The organism is Martinezella lusitana (assembly GCF_014207095.1).
Lineage (GTDB): Bacteria > Pseudomonadota > Alphaproteobacteria > Rhizobiales > Rhizobiaceae > Rhizobium > Rhizobium lusitanum_B.
In genome coordinates this window covers 358,974-378,540 of record NZ_JACHBG010000003.1, presented here as the reverse complement: position 1 = coordinate 378,540, position 19,567 = coordinate 358,974, and the positions used below count along the sequence as shown (strand labels likewise).

General features: G+C 60.9%; 17 protein-coding genes. 12 read left to right on the top strand and 5 right to left on the bottom strand.

All coding sequences use genetic code 11. The annotated features are described in order from the left end of the window. Window positions 1–243: 243 nt before the first annotated feature. Window positions 244–1,146 carry a LysR family transcriptional regulator gene (locus GGD46_RS09800; protein ID WP_246806254.1) on the bottom strand — a complete coding sequence of 301 codons (903 nt, stop codon included), beginning with the start codon at window positions 1,144–1,146 and terminating at the stop codon, window positions 244–246. A 110-nt stretch (window positions 1,147–1,256) separates the two neighbouring features. Here GGD46_RS09800 and GGD46_RS09795 point away from each other — a divergent pair, with 110 nt between their 5' ends. Both GGD46_RS09795 and GGD46_RS09790 read left to right on the top strand, forming a co-directional pair. Beyond that, window positions 1,257–2,009, top strand: a complete 753-nt coding sequence (locus GGD46_RS09795) for an SDR family NAD(P)-dependent oxidoreductase (protein WP_184703555.1) — start codon at window positions 1,257–1,259, stop codon at window positions 2,007–2,009. A 28-nt stretch (window positions 2,010–2,037) separates the two neighbouring features. Next, complete coding sequence (locus GGD46_RS09790; protein WP_184703554.1) at window positions 2,038–2,412, top strand: nuclear transport factor 2 family protein; 375 nt, start codon at window positions 2,038–2,040, stop codon at window positions 2,410–2,412. A 129-nt stretch (window positions 2,413–2,541) separates the two neighbouring features. Here GGD46_RS09790 and GGD46_RS09785 read toward each other — a convergent pair whose 3' ends face one another. The 4 genes from GGD46_RS09785 to GGD46_RS09770 all read right to left on the bottom strand — a co-directional run bounded on the left by GGD46_RS09785 (window position 2,542) and on the right by GGD46_RS09770 (window position 7,341). Further along, window positions 2,542–3,429 (bottom strand): branched-chain amino acid ABC transporter permease, encoded by an 888-nt coding sequence (locus GGD46_RS09785; RefSeq protein WP_184703553.1) that lies wholly within the window; start codon window positions 3,427–3,429, stop codon window positions 2,542–2,544. Between the two features lie 21 nt (window positions 3,430–3,450). Continuing rightward, window positions 3,451–4,188 (bottom strand): ABC transporter ATP-binding protein, encoded by a 738-nt coding sequence (locus GGD46_RS09780; RefSeq protein ID WP_246806253.1) that lies wholly within the window; start codon window positions 4,186–4,188, stop codon window positions 3,451–3,453. Window positions 4,189–4,285: 97 nt separating this feature from the next. Beyond that, window positions 4,286–5,440, bottom strand: a complete 1,155-nt coding sequence (locus GGD46_RS09775; protein ID WP_184703552.1) for an ABC transporter substrate-binding protein — start codon at window positions 5,438–5,440, stop codon at window positions 4,286–4,288. A gap of 20 nt (window positions 5,441–5,460) precedes the next feature. After that, window positions 5,461–7,341, bottom strand: coding sequence for a branched-chain amino acid ABC transporter ATP-binding protein/permease (locus tag GGD46_RS09770; protein ID WP_184703551.1), 1,881 nt, complete (start codon window positions 7,339–7,341; stop codon window positions 5,461–5,463). 168 nt (window positions 7,342–7,509) lie between these two features. Here GGD46_RS09770 and GGD46_RS34395 point away from each other — a divergent pair, with 168 nt between their 5' ends. The 10 genes from GGD46_RS34395 (at window position 7,510) to GGD46_RS09720 (ending at window position 19,546) form a co-directional block, all read left to right on the top strand. Next, window positions 7,510–8,391: a MurR/RpiR family transcriptional regulator gene (locus GGD46_RS34395; RefSeq protein WP_184703550.1), complete on the top strand. Its 882-nt coding sequence runs from the start codon at window positions 7,510–7,512 to the stop codon at window positions 8,389–8,391. Window positions 8,392–8,436: 45 nt separating this feature from the next. Continuing rightward, window positions 8,437–9,099, top strand: a complete 663-nt coding sequence (locus GGD46_RS09760; protein ID WP_184703549.1) for an isochorismatase family cysteine hydrolase — start codon at window positions 8,437–8,439, stop codon at window positions 9,097–9,099. 47 nt (window positions 9,100–9,146) lie between these two features. Then, window positions 9,147–10,493 carry a glutamine synthetase family protein gene (locus GGD46_RS09755; protein ID WP_184703548.1) on the top strand — a complete coding sequence of 449 codons (1,347 nt, stop codon included), beginning with the start codon at window positions 9,147–9,149 and terminating at the stop codon, window positions 10,491–10,493. 10 nt (window positions 10,494–10,503) lie between these two features. Next, on the top strand, window positions 10,504–11,325 hold the full coding sequence (locus tag GGD46_RS09750) for an N-formylglutamate amidohydrolase (RefSeq protein ID WP_184703547.1): 822 nt from the start codon (window positions 10,504–10,506) through the stop codon (window positions 11,323–11,325). After that, window positions 11,322–12,638: an aspartate aminotransferase family protein gene (locus GGD46_RS09745; protein ID WP_184703546.1), complete on the top strand. Its 1,317-nt coding sequence runs from the start codon at window positions 11,322–11,324 to the stop codon at window positions 12,636–12,638. Before GGD46_RS09750 ends, GGD46_RS09745 begins: the two co-directional genes overlap by 4 nt. A gap of 440 nt (window positions 12,639–13,078) precedes the next feature. After that, window positions 13,079–17,098, top strand: a complete 4,020-nt coding sequence (locus GGD46_RS09740) for a Pls/PosA family non-ribosomal peptide synthetase (protein WP_184703545.1) — start codon at window positions 13,079–13,081, stop codon at window positions 17,096–17,098. Beyond that, window positions 17,095–17,745: a 4'-phosphopantetheinyl transferase gene (locus tag GGD46_RS09735; RefSeq protein ID WP_184703544.1), complete on the top strand. Its 651-nt coding sequence runs from the start codon at window positions 17,095–17,097 to the stop codon at window positions 17,743–17,745. The genes GGD46_RS09740 and GGD46_RS09735 overlap by 4 nt, the downstream gene beginning before the upstream one ends. Before the next feature lie 306 nt (window positions 17,746–18,051). After that, window positions 18,052–18,537 carry a GNAT family N-acetyltransferase gene (locus tag GGD46_RS09730; RefSeq protein ID WP_184703543.1) on the top strand — a complete coding sequence of 162 codons (486 nt, stop codon included), beginning with the start codon at window positions 18,052–18,054 and terminating at the stop codon, window positions 18,535–18,537. 183 nt (window positions 18,538–18,720) lie between these two features. Continuing rightward, the gene (locus GGD46_RS09725) at window positions 18,721–19,233 is read left to right on the top strand and encodes an SRPBCC family protein (RefSeq protein WP_184703542.1); all 513 of its coding nucleotides are present in this window, start codon (window positions 18,721–18,723) and stop codon (window positions 19,231–19,233) included. Then, a complete protein-coding gene (locus tag GGD46_RS09720) occupies window positions 19,217–19,546 on the top strand; it encodes a helix-turn-helix transcriptional regulator (protein WP_184703541.1) in 330 nt (109 codons plus the stop codon). The genes GGD46_RS09725 and GGD46_RS09720 overlap by 17 nt, the downstream gene beginning before the upstream one ends. Window positions 19,547–19,567 lie beyond the last annotated feature (21 nt).

Genomic DNA, 19,567 nt, shown 5'->3' with positions numbered 1-19,567 from the left:
GTGCTTCCACTCGGTTGATGTTCAAACTCCAGTAAGCGATTGCCCTAGCCCAAGCCAAAAACTTCGCGGCTACAAGCATGGACGGGCCTCGACAATCACTTTCGATCAAGGCTGCCTATACTGTACCACTCTGCCCGGCGATGAAGGACGCTGGTCAGACTAATGTACCTTCAGAGGTATGTCGGAGGCGGCGAAATCCTCCAATCAGCGCCACCAGCGAGTTTCAAAGAGGATGACGAAGATCTACCGCGTCAAGGCATCGCGCGGAAATCCGGCGGCGAGGCAGTCGATGAACTTTCGAACGGCAGGGGGAAGGCCGCGTCGCGTGGTGAAGACCAGATGCACCTGGCCCCGCATTCCCCTCCATGCAGGTAGCACCCGGACCAACGAACCTGCCTCAAGCGCCTGCCGGCATGTGTGGTCCGGGAGGAGCGCGACACCCAGCCCTGCGACCGCCGCGGACCGCACCGCCGAAAAATCGGCACAGCCAACCCGCGGCGCATGGCGAAGAACATGTGCGCGGCCGTCATCCGTCGCCAGATGCCAATCGATATCCGCGTGATCGTCGCTGGTCGCCAGCGTCGGAAAACGCCCGAGATCCTCGACATCGGCGATCCTGCTGGCAAGCTGCGGCGTGGCCACGAGAATACGAATGGATTCTCCGAGCGAACGCATGGTGAGCGATGCATCGCTGTCGAGCGAGGTCCGAACACGCAACGCTACGTCGATCCGTTCTTCGATGAGATCGACCGGCCGATCGATAGCTACAAGTTGCAGGCGAACCTTGGGATAACGATCCAGAAACTGTGCGACAAGCGTTGAGATCGCCTCGATGAGCCCCGTTGGGCAACTCATACGCACGACGCCGTACGGCTCCGATTGCGCCTCGGCCACCAGTGCTTCCGCACGATCTGCCTCCATCTGCATGGCCTTGCAGCGCTCATAGAAACTTTGACCGATGTCCGTCACCCTGAAACGGCGGCTCGATCGCTCGATCAGACGGACGCCAAGCCGCGCCTCCAGCGCGGCGACGCGGCGGCTCAGCTTCGATTTTGGCTCGCGCAGCGCGCGGCCCGCCGCGGCAAAGCCGCCATGCGCAACCACTTCGGCAAAGTAAGCCAGATCATTCAAGTCAGCCCGCATCATCGTTCCTTTTTCAGAACGCTAAGTATCATGATTGCCGGCTGTTTGCATCATCGTTCTACTGGCATGCTCTTTTTCGACGGCCGAACACGCCGCTACAAAGGAGAAACGCAATGACAAACAGGTTCGTAAACAAAGTTGTGGTGATATCGGGCGGTACGAGCGGCATCGGTCTCGCCACCGCGAAAGCTTTTTCTGCCGAAGGCGCCTCGGTTTTCATCACCGGTCGCCGTAAGGAAACGCTAGACGCCGCCGTCCGGGAAATCGGCGGCCGCATCACCGGCATACAGGGCGACATGAGTCGTCTCGCCGATATCGATCGCCTCTACGACGCCGTACAGCAGAAGCATTCCAGCATCGACATTGTTTTTGCCAATGCGGGGGGCGGCGAATTCGCTCCGCTCGGGGCAATCTCGGAAGACCACTATCAGAAGACCTTCGACACCAACGTGAAGGGAACCCTGTTCACCGTTCAGAAGGCGCTGCCGTTGTTACGCGACGGCGCATCAATCATCCTTACCTCCTCGACAACAAGCATCTCCGGCACTCCGGCGTTCAGCGTTTATTCCGCGACCAAGGCAGCGATCCGCAGCTTCGCCCGCAACTGGATCCTCGACCTGAAAGACCGCCGCATCCGGGTCAATGCGATCAGCCCCGGCGTCACAGAAACCGCGGGCCTCAATGAACTCTTCGGCGGCGGCGATCAGGCTGAGGGGACGAAGAACTATCTCGCCGGGCAAATCCCCATCGGCCGCATCGGTAAGCCCGAAGAAATTGCCAAGGCAGTGCTCTTCTTGGCCTCCGAAGACGCAAGCTTCATCAACGGCATCGAACTCTTCGTCGATGGCGGCCACGCGCAGATCTGACCGCCCATTCTTTCATTGGAGAAAAACCATGTCCTATGATATCGCCACTCTGCTTACCCGCAATCTCCACGAGATTTTCGGCGAAGGTGACGACGCCCGTCGTCGTGCGGCGGCACAAGAAATCTTCACGGGAGATGCCGTATTCTACGAACCAAACGGCGTCACGCGCGGACGCGACGAGATTGTGCGCATTGCCGGCGTGATCCGTGCCATGCATCCGGACTTTCAGTACACAGTCTTGCGAGCCCCCGAAGTTCTTCACGGGCGATCCGGGCGCGTCCAATGGGTTTCCGGCCCGCCCGGCGCGCCGCCGGCATATGCTGGCACGGATGTCGTTATCGCGACCGATGGCAGAATTGCCGAAATCCACCTATTCTTTGACGCATTGCCGGCGACTCCGTGAATAGGGACCTCAGCCGTTCGTAAGGTATGCGCCTCATCGGCTGAGGAAGAAGAACACGAGGTTGGCGGCGCACCGCCTTCGACGGCGCGCGGAGCGGCCTATCGGCGAAGCGAAGCTCCGATCTTTCGATCAGAGCTTCACAATCGTCTTGCGGGCAAGCAGCCCCTGCGGCGCGAACAGCAGAACCGCGATCACGAGCAGGATGGTGAGAGCATCGCGATAACTCAGCAGACTATCGGGCAGATAGGCCTGGAGAAACACCTCGATAAAACCGAGTAGGAAGCCACCTGCAACAGCACCCGAAAGGCTGCCAAGGCCGCCGATGATCGCGGCGATGAAGGCCTTGAGCACCGGCAGGAAGCCCATCAGCGGATCGACGCTGCCGCGCTGCGCCACCCAGAGAATGCCGGCAACGCCGGCCAGAAGACCCGAAATCGCAAAGGCAGTGGCGACGACCGCATTGGCGCGGATACCCATGAGCCGCACGATGGCGAAATCCTCAGAGGCCGCGCGCATGGCCCGGCCAAGCACAGTGGTCCGCAAGAAAAGGTTCAGCCCCGCCAACATGATGAAGGTCACCAGGATCGAAATGCCCTGGATGATACCGATATGCAGCCCGGCAATCTCGATCGTACCGGAAAGGCTCATCGGCATCGGAACCGGCTTCGGGCGAGCCGAAACGAAATTCTGGAAGAGCACGCGCAGGATGGCGCTGACCGCAAAGCTGGTCAGAAGCAGGGTGGTGCCGCTCGCCCCGCGAACCGGCCGAAAGGCTGCGCGCTCCATGAGGAGCACAAGCACGATCGCGACCGCCAGGGCCACAATGATTGCCACGCCGAAAGGTAGGCCGACGATCAACGCAAAGCAGAGACCATACCCGGCTGCCGTCATAAGCTCGCCATGGGCGAAGTTGATCAGGCCCATGATCGAGAAGACGACGGCAAGACCCAGTGCCAGAAGCGCATAAGTGCCGCCGAGGCTGAGCGCGTTGACCAGCTGCTGCAGAAACATGTCCATGAGATGAAGTCCCTTTGCCGGTCAGGCGCCCAGGTAGGCGCCCTGGATTTCAGTGGAATTGCGAAGGTCGGCCGCAGAGCCCGATAGTACGATCCTGCCATTGGCCATCACGTAACCGGCATCGGCGATCTCGAGCGAGAGAGAGACGTTCTGCTCCACAAGCAGGATCGTCAGCCCGCGCTCGCGCAGGCCCGAGATGAGTTCGAAGATCTGGTCGACGATCTGCGGGGCAAGACCGAGCGACGGCTCGTCCAGCAGCAGAAGATCAGGCGAAGACATCATCGAGCGGGCAATGGCCAGCATCTGCTGCTCGCCGCCGGACAGCGAGCCCGCCTTCTGATGCAAACGCTCTTTCAGGATCGGGAAACGCGACAGCATGTCTTCGCGCACGGCATCGATGGCCCCTCGCCCCTTATGCATGGCGCCGCCGAGAAGAAGATGCTCGTCGACGCTGAGGCTTGGAAAGATGCGTCGGCCTTCCGGCGTCAGCGTCATGCCCATACGGACGATCGTCTCAGGCGGAAGTGCGGAAATGTCCTTGCCGCCGAATGTCACCTTGCCGGCCTTCTTGGCGGCGAGGCCAACAAGCGCATTGAGGGTCGAACTCTTGCCGGCGCCGTTTGCGCCAAGCAAGGTTACGATCTGCCCTTTACGGACCTGGAGATCGACACTCTTCAGAGCCTCGACGGGGCCATAGGCAACCTTCAGCCCGCTCACTTCAAGCAAGGGGTCCTGGTCGGAAATTCTACTCATCATCATCGGGCAAATCCTTGCCGCAGCCGCTGCGCCTGAGCCGTTGAACGAATTCGTTTCGGTGACGTGCCCCCGGCAAAACTCCGAGGACACGTCATCCAGATCACGGGGAAGGAACGTCCGCGGCGTTCGGAACACCCTGGCTCACCAGCGAACGCTTGCCGCCATCGATGCGGACCAGCGAGACCGAGCGCAGCGGCATTCCCTTGGTGCCGACATAGGTAATAGCGCCGGTCACGCCCTTTACGCCTTCGAGAGAGGCGACCGCATCGCGGATTGCCGTCGGCTCGACGCTGCCGGCCTTGGTAACGGCCGCTTCGATGACCTTGCCCAGATCATAGCCATTGGCGATGTAGACCGTATCCGGGTCCTGTCCGAACTTCGCCTTGTATTTCGCGTTGAAGGCGGCGAGCGGACTGCCGTCGACAGCAAAGCCGGCGGTGGTGAAGACGACACCGTCGACAAGTGCGCCAAGGCCGAATGTCGTAGGTGAATCGATTCCATCGCTGCCGAGGATCGGCGTGTTGACGCCTGCACCACGCAGCTGACGGATGAAGGCCGGGAAATCTGGCTCATAGGCAGCCGTCATGATGACGTCGGGTGCCGGGTTCAGAGCCTTGATCTTCGTCACCTCGGCGCTGAAGTCCTGCTGGCCCATGGCGAAAGTGCCCTCGCCAACCAGCTCGCCACCCTTTGCCTTGAAGCTCGTGGCGAAATATTCCGGCAGTTTCAGCGTATAGGCAGTGTCGGGAGACTTCAGAATATAGGCCTTCTTGAAGCCCTTATCCTTGGCGTAGCCGGCGAGAACGGCGGCCTGCACGTTATCCGCGGGATAGTTTCCGAACATGTAGTCGCCGACCGCCAGCGGCATGGTCGGTGTCGTCGCACAGAACGAGAAGGCTGGGATATGTGCCGCCTGGGTGATCTGGCCGGCTGCGATCGAAGGATCGGCATCGCAAGGCGTGATCAGGATGCCGATGCCCTGATCGACAAGTTCCTGCGCAACGAGAGCGGTCTGCCCGGCATCCGAGCGTGTGTCCTTGGCGACGAGCTTGATCGGAAACTTGCCCGCGATACCGCCCGCCGCATTGATCTCGTCAACCGCCATCTGCAGACCCTTGAGCGACGGCTGGTCGTAAGGGGCGAGAGTGCCGGTCTGCGCCGTAGCCAGGCCGACCACGAGATCGTCTGCCAAAGCCGGAACAGCCATGGCGCCAAGCGCGCTTGACAGGAAAAGAACCTTCAATGTCGACTTCATTATTATTCTCCTCTGGATTGTTATGCTGTCTTGCCGCTCGTATGCGGATCGAGATTGAGTAAAGGTGCCTCGGCTTTGGGTAGCTCGTGCTTTGCCGTTGAGCGGCGGCGGCCGATATAGGCCTCGATGACAGCGGGATTCGACTGGATCTCGGCTGGCGTACCGATGGCGATCTGCTGCCCCTTGTTCAGGACCACGACGACATCGCACAGGCGCATGATGAGCTTGAGGTCGTGCTCGACCACGAGGAGGCCGAGGCGATATTTCGTGCGGATCCGGTCCAGCACAGCCATCAATTCCATCGTCTCCGCAGGGTTCATGCCGGCGGCCGGCTCGTCGAGCAGCAGATAGCGGGGCTTCAGCGCCAGGGCGCGGGCGATTTCGAGACGGCGCTGCGCACCATAAGAGAGTGTCCCCGCCAGCTGGTCGGCGACGTCGCCGAGGCCAACCTCGAAAAGCGCATCGCGGGCAAGATCGACGGGATCCGCGCCATCGCGCGCGACAGCGCTTGCGGCAACCGTGACATTTTCCAGCGCCGTCAGGTTCTTGAAGAGGCGGATATTCTGGAAGGTACGCGCAAGGCCGGCGATCGGCACGCGATGAACCGGCAGCGAGGCGACATCGACGCCGCCGACGGTCACCCGTCCGGTCGATGGCGGCACGACGCCAGAGATGCTGTTGATCAGTGTCGATTTGCCGGCGCCGTTCGGGCCGATCAGGCCGGTGACGAGGCCCGGACGAACTTCGAAATTGGCATCCTCGAGCGCAACGAGCCCGGAAAACCGCTTGCCGACATTTTCCACCCGCAGCACGTCGCCTTCAATGCTGGCTGCTTCCGTTGTGTCGGGCTTCGCAGACGACTGCGCCTTCCCGGCAGCCAGGCGTTTTAAGAACGGCAGCTGCTCGTCGATCTCGCGCACCCCGAGAAGACCGTCCTGCAGGCGATACATCACAAGCAGGATCGCCAAACCAATGCCGATATCGGTCAGGCCGAAGACAGTCGGCAAGGAAAAGAAGCCAAGATCGACACCGCCTTCGAGCTTCCTGAGCAATTCGACGATCACCATGATGACCGCAGTACCGATGACAGCACCGGAAACGGTGGTGATGCCGCCGAGGATCAACATGGCGAGCAACAGGAAGGTCAGGTTGAAGTAGAAATCTTTCGGCGAGAAGGCACCGATGAAATGACCGAGCAGCACCCCGGCCGCGCCGGACAGAACGGCGCCGAGAACCCAGGCAAGGAAACGATGCAGCCGCACATTCACGCCGACAGCGGTGGAGGCGATTTCGTCTTCACGCGAAGCGCGCAGCTTCATGCCCGCACTTGAATCGCGGTAGATGCGCGCAATCGCCACGGCAACGATCGCAAAGGGCAACGCCATCCAGATATTTACCGCACGCGGTATGCCGAAGAAGGTCTGGCTGCCGCGGGTGAAATCGCTCGACGCGACAAGCACGACATGGACGATCACCAGAAAGCCGAGCGTGCAGATCGAGGCAGACGATCCGGCAAGCCGCGCCACTGGAATACCAATCGCAATCGCCACCAGCGCCACGACGACGAGAGCGACGAGAAGGGCTGGAATGAACGGTAGACCCCATCCCGTCAGCCAAACCGGCAGATGCGGCAGGGCCGTTTTCTGTATGATCGGGCTGATGGTCAGTAGCCCGGCAGCATAGGCGCCTATCGCCATGAAGCCGGTATTGCCGAACGAGATGATACCGGAATTGCCGCTATAGACGGATGTACCAATCACGGCGACGACGTAGATCAGGAACAGCGTTACCAGCCGTTCGCCGCCTCCCGGAAAGAGGCCTGCCGCCACGAGGGTCGCAATGACCAGAGGGAGCACCGTCGCAATGATCCCGGCGACGGTCCCACGCCTTATGCGCACCATCAGAATTCTCCCGATTTTTTAGACCCAGGTTTTTTGGGCCGTTCCCGCAACAAACGTTAGTCGAGAAAATCAATATGTCAATCTTGTTTCAATTTCTGTTGACTGATAGCAATAATGTAACAAAATGAAGATCAGCGGACCAACGCCGATCGCAGGGGGAGATAGGAAGTGACCATTCGAGATCGCCTCACCGAAGGGGGCATCGATTTTACCCGCGCCGAACTCAAGATCGTCCGGCAGCTGCTGTCGAACTATCCGGCGGCGGCCCTCAACACCGTGGCCAATCTCGCCACGGCAGCCGACGTCAGCAACCCGACGGTTGTGCGTTTCGCCAACAAGCTGGGGTATGAGGGCTATGCGGAATTCCAGGCCGCGTTGCTCGACGAAGTGCAGGAACGCATGAGTTCGCCGCTGTCCATGCTCGACACCCGCAAGCCCTCGCTCGAACAGGAAAATTTCTATCAGTATTTCTTGCGCGCCAGCGTTCACGCGCTGGAATCCTCGATGCATATGCTGCCGCCTGACGATTTCGAGGCAGCAATCGATGCCGCCGCCGATCTCAATCTCAGGGTTCACTGTCTCGGCGGCCGCTTCAGCGGCTTCATGGCCGGCCTTCTCTGGTCCCACATGAAGCAACTACGTCCGGACACTCGCTGGATCAACGGTTCACAGGCCGATCAGGTCGACCACCTGGTCGACTTCGGCAAGCGCGACGTCCTCTTCGTTTACGACTATCGGCGCTATCAGAACGATACGATCCGTTTTGCCCGGCAGGCGGCAAAACAGGGTGCAAAGATCGTGCTGTTCACCGATCGATGGCTCTCGCCCATTGGGCAGTTCGCCTCCGTCACTCTGACGTCGACCGTCGACACGGTGTCGCCCTACGACACGATGGTCCCGGCTATCGCGCAGACCGAAGCCTTGATTGCCGGCCTTACCGCGCGGCTTGCAACGCAATCCCGCCAGCGGATCGAACGCATGGAAGAGTTGCGCCGCAGCTACGCCATTACCGAAGACGCCTACACCACAGCAGTCGGCAGCGGGACGTGAGATCCCGCGACAACGACGAAACGAGATTTCCTCTGGAGGACAGACATGGGCATGATTGAAGTACAGTACGGCAAGGATCTGCTGCGGCGCGACAGCGCCTACGAACCCGGCACGACTAGCGTGCTTTTTGTCGATATGCAGCGCATCTGGTGCGAGCCGAACCTTGATCCGACGCATCCACAGGATGCCGACAGCTACTATCACCGTCGCCTGCGCGATACGGTGATCCCGAACCAGGTTCGTATCCTCGAAGCAGCGCGCACGGCCGGCTGCAACGTACTGCATACGATCATCGAGAGCCTGACGCTCGACGGCCGCGACCGTTCGCTCGATCACAAGCTTTCCGACATGCACGTACCGAAGGGCTCGCCGGAAGGCCAGGTAATCGACGCACTGAAGCCGATCGACAACGAGATCATCCTGCCGAAGACATCCTCCGGTGTCTTCAATTCGACCAACATCGACTACGTGCTGCGCAACCTCAACACCCGCTATCTTATCATTGCCGGCGTCGTGACAGATCAGTGCGTCGACATGGCCGTGCGCGATGCTGCCGACCGCGGCTATCTGGTGACCGTGGTCGCGGATGCCTGCGCCACCTACAGCCAGGAACGCCATGAAGGCGCTCTTCGCGCCTATTCCGGCTATTGCTGGACCACAGATACCGAAACCGTTGTCGACCGCCTGAAAGGCCTCGCCGCAGCGTGATCTCCGCCGGCGCAGCTCCATAGGCAGACACGAAACAAGGGGAACTCATGAGCGACAACAGCAACGGCAAGGCAACCTCCGACCTGATGGAGCTTGCCACCTTCGTCACAACCGATATCGCCGGCATCACAAGAGGCCGCAGCTTCGCCGCATCCGAAATCGACAGCTACCTGCGCAAAGGGGTCGGCTGGGTGCCCGCCAACCTGGCACTGACGCCATTCGACCTGATTGCCGATCCCAACCCATGGGGCTCATCCGGCGACCTCAGGCTGATAGCGGATCCCGACAGCAAGGCGCGCGTCACCTGCCTGCCCGACGTCACACCGTTGCATTTTTATCACTCCGATATCACCAATCTGAAGGGCGAGCCCTGGGAATGCTGCGTGCGCAGTTTCCTCAAGGCAACGATTTCGGAATTCGAACGCGAGGCGGGGCTCAAGGTCGTCGCGGCAGTCGAACAGGAGTTCCAGCTTCTTGGCGTCGACTGGCCGGCCGCTCCCTCCTTCGGTCTGCGCGCGCAGCGCCGCGCCGAACCCTTCGGCCCGCTGCTGATGACAGCGCTGAAGGAAGCCGGCGCGGAGCCGGAAATGTTCCTGCCGGAATATGGCAAGGATCAATTCGAAATCACCTGCCGCCCTGCACCCGCGCTCGCCGCCGCCGACAGGGGCGCGACCATTCGCGCCGTCACCAAGGAAGTGGCAGCGCTCTTCGGCTGGAATGCGAGCTTCGCGCCGAAAACCGACCCGAACGGCGTCGGCAACGGCGTGCACCTGCATGTGAGCTTCACCGACCTTGAGGGCAAGCCTGTCACTTTCGATGCGTCACGACCTGGCCGGCTTTCCAAGGTGGCCGGCTCGTTTGCCGCCGGCGTCATCAAGCATCTGCCGGCACTTGCGGCATTTACGGCGCCCTCAGTGCTCTCCTATATGCGCCTCGTGCCGCATCACTGGAGCGCCGCCTTTACCTGCCTCGGCGAAAAGAACCGCGAGGCCACCCTGCGCATCTGCCCGACACTGGACCTGCCGGGAAGCGATCCGGCCAGGCAATTCAACATGGAGTATCGCGCCGCAGACGCCTGCGCCAGTCCGCACCTATCCCTGGCCGTCGTCCTCAAGGCCGGCCTCGAGGGCATAAGGGCGGGGCTCGAGCAGCCGCCATTGATCAATTCGGACCCTTCGAACTTCTCGGCGGAAGAACAGGTAAAACTTGGTGTTCACCGCCTGCCGTCGAGCCTTTCCGAGGCCCTCGACACGCTTGCCGCGGACAAAACCGTGACAGGCTGGTTCTCCAAGGACTTCCTCGATTGCTACTTTGCCATGAAGCGCAAGGAGATCGAGATCGTCGCAGACCTTTCTCCCGAAGTGCTCTGCGCCCGTTACGCCTCCGTATATTGATGGATGGATCATGACTTCGACCACAGCCATCAAACGCCCGGAAAACCGGTGGCGACACGACCCGCAGCTGCCATTGCTTGCGATCGACGAGCCGCCGCCTTATGCGGTCGTCAACCCTGACGGCCGCTCGCCCTACCTGCTTTTGTGCGAACACGCATCCAATCGCATCCCCCGGGCGCTCGGTGACCTCGGCCTGCCGGAAAGCGAGCGCCGGCGTCATATTGCCTGGGACATCGGCGTCTCAGCTCTTGCTCAATATTTGAGCCGGAGACTCGACGCCCCCCTGTTCATGGCCAACTACTCGCGCCTTGTGATCGATTGCAATCGCCCCCTGGGCGCACCCACCGCCATTCCGGAGGTCAGCGAGACCACCATGGTGCCGGGCAATCTCGATCTGAGCGACGCCGAGAAGGCAAATCGCGTCGACAGCCTGTTCAAGCCCTTCGCCGATGCGATTTCCAGGCGGCTGGATCTGAGGCAGGCCGAAGGCAGGCGCACCCTGGTCGTCGGCATCCACAGCTTCACGCCGGTCTACTTCGGCAACACGCGCCCCTGGCAGGCTGGTATCCTCTATCGGGATGCCGAAGCCTTCGCCCGGTCGCTGATCCGCTCGCTGAGCGCGGATCCCGATCTCACCATCGGCGACAATGAGCCCTATAACATTCATCCGGACGAAGACTACACGGTGCCGGTGCATGCGGATGGGCGGGGGCTCCCCGGAGCTTTGATCGAAGTGCGCCACGATCTGATCGACACGCTCGCCGGCGTAAATCATTGGGGAGCCTGCCTCACCCGCTGCCTTGAAACCGCGCTGGAGGAGTGCCCGGAATGACGGAAGCGCTCTACGAGCGCGATGGCAAGGCCATCGGCTCCTTGCAGAAGCTACGCTTTTTTCCTCTCGCTGTCGCGGGCGGCAAAGGCGCGACGCTGATCGAGGAAAGCGGTCGGGAACTCATCGATTTTTCCGGAGCATGGGGCGCAGCAAGTCTTGGTTACGGTCACCCTGCGATTGTCGAAGCGGTCTCCCGCGCAGTTGCCAATCCCGCAGGCGCCAGCATTCTGTCGGCTTCGAACGAGCCGGCTGTGGCGCTGGCCGAAAAGCTGCTGGCGTCCTTTCCTGGCAAGGGCACACATAAGATTTGGTTCGGCCACTCCGGTTCGGACGCCAACGAAGCAGTCTCTCGGGCCGTGATGGAGGCGACCGGCCGCACCGGCCTCGTCTCCTTCACCGGTGCCTATCACGGCTGCACCATCGGCTCTATGGCATTTTCCGGCCATACCGTGCAGGCGGGAGCCGCAAAGGCAGAAGGTTTGCTGCAGCTTCCTTACCCTGATCCCTATCGCCCCTACCGCGACGACCCGAGCGGTGATGCGGTTCTCAAGCTTTTCCGAGCGAAGCTGAGGGAGGCCGAGCCCAAATCCTTTGCTGCGGCCTTCATCGAACCGATCCTCTCGGATGGCGGCGTGATCGTGCCGCCCGAGGGCTTCCTCCAAAAATTTGCAGCCCTATGCCGGGAACACGATATCCTCGTTGTCTGCGACGAGGTGAAGGTCGGCCTCGGCCGCAGCGGCAAGCTGCATTGCTTCGAGCATGAGGGCTTCGTTCCGGACATTCTGGTCCTTGGCAAAGGTCTGGGTGGAGGTCTGCCGCTATCGGCGGTGATCGCTCCAAAAAGGATCCTGGACTGTGCAAGCGCCTTTGCCATGCAGACCCTGCAAGGAAATCCCATCTGCGCGGCGGCCGGTCTTGCCGTCCTCGACACGATCGAGAAAGAAGGCCTTTCCGACGCGGCCGGGCAGAAGGGGCAAGTCCTGCACCGAAAATTGTTGCAGCTTGCCGACAAGCACGCTCTCATCGGTGATGTTCGGGGCCGCGGGCTCGCCTGCGGCGTCGAGCTCGTTAAGCAGGGAGGAAGCCGCGTTCCGGTAAAGCGCGAAACGGCAAAGCTCATCTATCGCGCCTACGAGCTGGGGCTCGTGCTCTACTACGTCGGGATGAGCGGCAATGTTCTCGAAATCACGCCGCCGCTGACGATTACCGAAGACGAAATCGACCGGGCGATCAATATCCTCGATCAGGCTTTTGCCGACATCTCCAATGGACTCGTCCCGGATTCGATCACCGAGGGCTTTGCCGCCTGGTAGTTCCCGATGGGATTGCAAAATCCAAACATTTTGCGTAGCGCGCGTCGGAAAAGCGATCGCGTTCTCGTTTTGCTTGACGATGGGCCGAAAACGCCAGATTGTATCGGGTGCCTGCACGATCCCAATCTAAGTTAGGTTGCGGTGGGGAAAGTATCGTCGCGGGCACTAGGATCCGGGAACCTGAACGATGAGCGACATGGTCCTCAGCGGTAGATTTATACCCACGCGATGGCCGCAAAGAGCCGGTCCTGCGCGCCTGCCCGAAGCGTTCGCGCCACTACACGGCACAAAAGGTTACTTTTTTTTAATATGCCGCAAAATCCACTTTCCTTTTGCCTGGGTAGCTCGTAAGCCGCCTGCGCGGCAACTGCAGCTGCCTTTGGCACCGCCGAAAACGGCAAGCAGACGCAATTTTGGAAATCAGTGAATCAGGGACCGAAATGCACGGCCAGGCTCAGGACGTTATTGAAATAGTCGGGAAAGGCCGCGCGCCGCAGATCCTGCGCGGCCCCGATTCAATCCTTAAAGGCCGCCCCGACGAGCGGCTCTCCCGCGTCTTCGAAATGCTGGTCGATGTCCATGGCCCTTCTCCTGCCGTCATCGACAATGGCCGCGTCTGGACCTATCGGGAAATGGACGCTCAAGCCAACCGTTTCGCTCGACTGATCATCGAACGTGGCGTCAAGCCGGGCGACCGCGTGGCGCTGCTTCTCGATCGTTCCGCCGAGACCTATATTACCATCCTGGCCGTAATGAAGGCCGGCGCCGCCTTCGTGCCGCTTGCGCCCGCCTTCCCGGAAGAGCGCATGGCGCTGATCGTCGAGGATGCAGGCGTCAGCCTCGTCATCACCGTTCCCGACTATGCAACGCGCGCGGCGGGACTTTCCGTGCCGCACGTCGTCATCGACGGGAACTATTCCGAGATCGCCGGATATGCCGACACGTTACCGGACGTGGCAGCGACGGACGACGAAACCTGCTATATCCTCTATACCTCGGGTACGACCGGCCGGCCGAAGGGCGTTGCCGTACGCCACCAGAGCATCTGCAACTTCGTGCGCATCGCCGCAGAGGCCTATGGCTACCGTCCGGGTGACCGTGTCTATCAGGGCATGACCATCGCCTTCGACTTCTCGACCGAGGAGATATGGGTACCTTTCGCCGCAGGCGCTACCGTGGTGCCTGCGCCTGGTCGCATGACCCTGGTTGGCGAGGAGCTGGGAGATTTCCTGCGCGCAAATGCCATCACCTGCATGGCCTGTTCGCCAACGCTGCTGTCTTCGATCGAAAGCGACGTGCCGACGCTCCGCGCCATCCTCGTGGGTGGTGAGGCCTGTCCGCACAATCTCGTGACGCGCTGGTCGAAAGAAGGGCGGCAGATCCTCAACACCTATGGCCCGACGGAAGCAACCGTTACTGCGACCATGGGATACCTGACGCCGGAGCGCCCGGTGACCATCGGCGCGCCATTGCCGACCTACTCCATCGTCATTCTCGACGCGCAGTCGCCAAAGCTTTCGGAACCAGGTGAACTCGGCGAGATCGGCATCGCCGGCATCGGCCTTGCCGTCGGCTATCTCAACCGCCCCGATCTGACCGAACAGAAATTCATCCCTGACTTCGTCGGCCTGCCCAACAATCCCTCGCAGCGGATCTACCGCACCGGTGATCTCGGCCGTATCAACAGCGACGGGGAAATCGAATATCACGGCCGCATCGACACGCAGGTCAAGATCCGCGGCTACCGCATCGAGCTCGGCGAGATCGAGGCGGTTCTGCTCGACCAGCCCGGCATTGCCCAGGCCGCAGTCACCACGTGGGAGATCGAGCCCGGTCGCGTTGAGCTCGTCGGCTACTATGCGCTGAAGATCGGCGCCGATGCGATCGCCCGCGGCGATCTTGCCAGGGAACTGCGCCGCCGCCTGCCCGACTATATGGTCCCTTCGTTCCTGGAAGAGTTGCCGGCGCTGCCGATGACGGTTTCCGACAAGGTGGACACGCGCAAGCTTCCGAAGCCCGCCAGCCTGAGGCTCGGCACGGAACGCAATGAAATTCTGCCGTCAACCGACGACCAGCGTTTCATGACGGACGCGCTTCGAGAAGTTCTGAAGATAGACGACATCTATGTCGAAGATCACTTCTTCGACGATCTCGGCGCCAATTCGCTGCTGATGGCCCGCTTCTGCGCCAAATTGCGCACGCGCAAGGAGTGGGCAACCACCTCGATGCGCGACATCTATATGCATCCAACTGTCGCGGCCCTCGCGCAGCATCTGCACGGGCCCGAGGAAGAAGTGGTGGCCGTCGAAGAGACATGCCTCACGCATCGCGCCTCGAACTTCGCCTATTGGACCTGCGGCATAGGGCAGCTCGCCTTCTATGGCCTCTACAGCTATTTCAGCCTTTGGCTGCTGAATTACGGTCTCAACTGGGTCTACGAGATGCTCGACGATCCGGTGCAACTCTATCTGCGCTGCGCGATCCTATCGGCTGCCGTCTTCTTCGGCATGTCCGGCTTTGCCGTGCTCATGAAATGGCTGCTGATCGGGCGCTGGAAGGCGGAGAGCTTCCCGATCTGGGGCTTGCGCTATTATCGCTTCTGGGTGGTACAGACGCTTATCCGCACGGCACCGGTGGTGCTGTTCCGCGGCAGCCCGCTCTACAGCCTCTATCTGCGTATGCTCGGCGCGCGGCTGGGCCGCAACACCACCATCGAATGCCGCACCATTCCGGTTTGCACCGACCTGATCTCGGTCGGCGAGAACTCGATCCTGCGCAAGGAATCGACGCTTCTCGGCTACCACGCCCAAGCCGGCTATATCCACACCGGTTCGATCGCCATCGGCCGCGATGCTTTCGTCGGCCTCGGCTGCGTCATCGATATCGACACGTCGATCGGTGATCGTGCCCAGCTCGGTCACGCCTCGTCGCTGCGGCGCGGCCAGCATATTCCCGACGACGACCACTGGCACGGCTCGCCCGCGGTCTCGACCTCGGCGGACTATTGCAAGGTTCATGGCGTCACGCTTTCGAGAACGCGTCGTATTCTCTACGATACCGTGCAGCTCATCACCATGTTCGCGCTCGTCACGCCATTTCCGTTGCTGTTCCAGACCTATTGGCAGAATGTCAGCGACGACTACCAGGAAACGATCGGTATCGTCGCCATCGGCACGACCATCACGCTCTTCGGCGCCATCGCGCTGGCAATCATAGCCGCGCTGGCTGTGCCGCGTCTGTTCAGCCTCGTCCTTAAGCCCGGACGCACCTACAGGCTCTATGGCTTCCATTTCTGGCTGCAGTCGATCGTCGAAGTGTGCACCAACATACGCCTCGTCAACTTGCTGTTCGGCGACAGTTCGGCTGTCGTCCACTATATCCGGGCGCTCGGCTGGAATCTCAATGAAGTCGTGCAGACAGGCTCGAACTTCGGCAGCAACCAGCAGCAGGACAATCCGTTGATGTGCGAGATCGGTAGCGGCACGATGGTGTCGGACGGCCTCTACATGATCAACATCCACAAATCGGCCTCCACGTTCCGGCTGGAACACACCAAGGTCGGCGAACGCAACTATTTCGGCAACAATATCTTCTATCCGCCGGATGGCAAGACCGGCGAGAACTGCCTGCTCGGCACGAAGGTCATGGTGCCCGTCGACGGCGTGCTGCGCGAAAATGTCGGCCTGCTCGGCTCCCCGCCCTTCGAGATTCCGCGTATGGTCAAGCGCGATATGGAACTGATCCAGGGGGTCAGTGACGAGGATCGCCGCGCTCGTCTGCCCCACAAGAATCGCCACAATTTCGCGACCGCGCTGATGTTCGTCGCCACCCAGTGGGTAGCGCTGTTTGTGACGCTGACGATCTGGGACCGGGCGCTGAATTACTATACGGAATGGGCACAGACGGCGCTCTTCGTCGCAGTCGTGCTGACGGCGAGCCTGACGATACCCTTCTATATTTTTGTGGAATGGGCGAGCCTTGGCTTCCGTCGCCTTCGGCCGCAGATGACGACCATCTATGACATCACCTTCTGGCGGCACGAGCGCCATTGGAAGCTGGCCGATTCCCCGATCGTGCGCCTGTTTGCCGGCACGCCTTTCCGCCCGATGATCCTGCGCGCGCTCGGCGTCAAGGTCGGCCGGCGCGTCTATGACGGCGGCTCAAACCTGACGGAACGCTCGCTGGTGGAAATCGGCGACGATGCGACGCTCAACGAAGGCTGCGTCATCCAGGCGCATTCCTTGGAGGAAGGCGCCTTCAAGTCGGACTACATCCGCATCGGCAACGGCTGCACGCTCAGCCCCGCCGCCTTCATCCACTATGGCGTGACCATGGGTGACGGCTCGATCGCCGATGTCGACTGCTTCGTCATGAAGGGCGAAATCCTCGAGCCGTACTCGATCTGGCGCGGCAACCCTGCCAAGCTGCATTCCTTCGTCAGGCCGGTCGCCGACGCATGAGCGGCGAAGCGCCCCTCCGCGCGGCGGAAGTGGCGCTGCTCGTAGAACTGACGAAGCTGGCACCATCTGGCGTCAGCATCGGTTGCCGTTCGATCCGAAACGGCGATGAAAATCTGCTGCTGCCGGAGGAGTCGCGCAGCATCCTGTCGCGCCAACTTGAAGCGCGACGTGCGAGCGGCGCTGCACGCGTGATTGCCCGACAATTGCTGGCGCAAGAGGGGATCGAGAACGCCGTCATCAAGCGCGCGACTTCGGGCGCGCCCCTCTGGCCGCCCGGTTTCGTCGGCTCCCTCGCCCATGACGACGTGATTGCCGTCGCTGCAGTGGGGCGAAGGACCGAGGTTCTCTCGCTTGGGATCGATGTCGAGCCCGCAGAACCCCTGCCCGAGGAGGTCGCCGCGATCGTGCAGACCGCTGATGACGCCCTTGTCGGCGTCGATGAGCGCCTTGCGTCTCGCCTGCTGTTCAGTGTCAAGGAGGCCGTCTACAAAGCCAGCTATCCGCTTGATCGCATCGTTCTCGGCTATGAGCATATCGCCGTCGACCTCAAGGCCCGCAATGCGGTCACCACGAGCGGCCGCAAGGTGCGGTTTTCGTTCTGCCTTTTCCCCCGGATCGTCGTTCTTGCCGACGTGCCGCTTCCATAGCAGGAGCCGACGATCGCTCCATTCCCGATGTCATGAACTGGCAGCACTGGGATGGCATGATCGCCAGAACATTGAATAGGATTGGAGAGGCTTGGGGCTCGGCTCGGAAAGCCGCCACCTACTGCGGAGAGGTTGAACTTTTGGATCGGCCCAATATAGCGCCGCAATTTCGCCTTACGGTTTTATTTCAATAATGATGCTCGCTAGCGCGATTGTCGGGTCCCGGAAGTGGCTCTCAGATCGCCAGCGAACGAGACGAACTACGGCGCTATTGCCGGATCAGCTATCGCAAATTGGAAAACGATCATGACCGAACAGCCAACTTCGGCCTCAGAAATCTCCCTGCGCCGCGTTACCATGGCAACCGTCGGCGATATCTGCGACTTGAGCCTGACGCTGACTGCAGTCCAGCGCGACAAGGTCGCGGACAACAGCGTCTCCATCGCTGAAGCGCATTTCTCCGAAAATGCCTGGTTCCGCGCAATCTACGCGGATGACACGCCGGTGGGCTTCGTGATGCTGCATATCGGCTCGGACTACGATGTCATCGATTGTCCAGGCGCTTTCCTTTGGCGCCTGATGATCGCCGGACCTTATCAGCGCATGGGCTTCGGCGAAAAGGCGATCGCACTTGTCGTGCGCGAGATGAAAGCGCGCGGATTTGCCGAATTGTTCACCTGTTATGTCGTCGGCGAAGACAGCCCTGAAGGCTTCTACAAGCGTCTCGGCTTCGTGCCGACAGGCGAGGTTTTTGAAGATGAGATCGAATTGGTGCTGAAATTCGCTGCATAAGCCATGCGCCGCCTTGTATCCGCGAAGGTGATCAGCTCGATGCTTGGCGGCACGCCCCCATCAGAAGGGCAGCGACTTTCCGCAGACGCTTTTGAAGACACAACGTGCAACTGAATTGTTGCACGTTGTGTCTTCTCAATGTTATGCTGTCTCCGACAATTGCCCAAAAGGAGACATGTCAGCATGTTTGACCGCATCGAGAAACAGGTCGTGCTGCGTGCGCCGATCGAGCGTGTCTGGCGCGCCATCACCGATATCGAAGAATTTTCGCAATGGTTCGGCGTCAAGCTGAACGAGCCCTTTGTTCCCGGACGGGCCATAACGGGCACCTTCGAAGGAGAGTTCGACGAGCAGGCCCTGCGGCAATATCAGGCCTCGCTTGGCCTAGAACCTACCGGCATCCGGCAGATGCCGCGGAATATCGTCTTCTGCACCGTCGAACAAATGGAGGTACCCCGATCCTTCAGCTTCCGCTGGATCCCCTACGGTATCGATATCGACTGCGATCCGGCAAAGGAAACGCCGACGCTGGTTGAGTTCCGGCTGGAGCCCGTAACTGAAGGAACCCGGCTGACGATCACCGAATCCGGCTTCGAGGGCATACCAGCCCATCGGCGCCAACGCGCCTTCCTGATGAACGACGGAGGCTGGGCCGCACAGGCCGAAAACCTGAAGCGCCATGTCGAACGGGCGTGAGCGCGAACTGGCCGATGTCTTTGCTGCATTGGGGGATACCACACGGCTCGCCCTCGTGATGCATCTTCTCGCCGTCGGCGCGCTGTCGGCCACCAATCTGGCGGAAGGACAGGCGATCAGCCGGCAGGCGATCGTGAAGCATCTGCAGGTGCTGGAAGCAGCCGCGCTGGTGATGCACCAACGCCGGGGCAAGGAAGTGCTTTACGCACTCGATGGCAGCCGTATCGCCGAGGCGCGAGCGTTCCTCGATGCGATTTCGTCCGGTTGGGACCAGGCGCTCGGCCGCCTCAAGTCACTAGTCGAGTCAACATGAGCTCGCCTCCCCGGACCACAT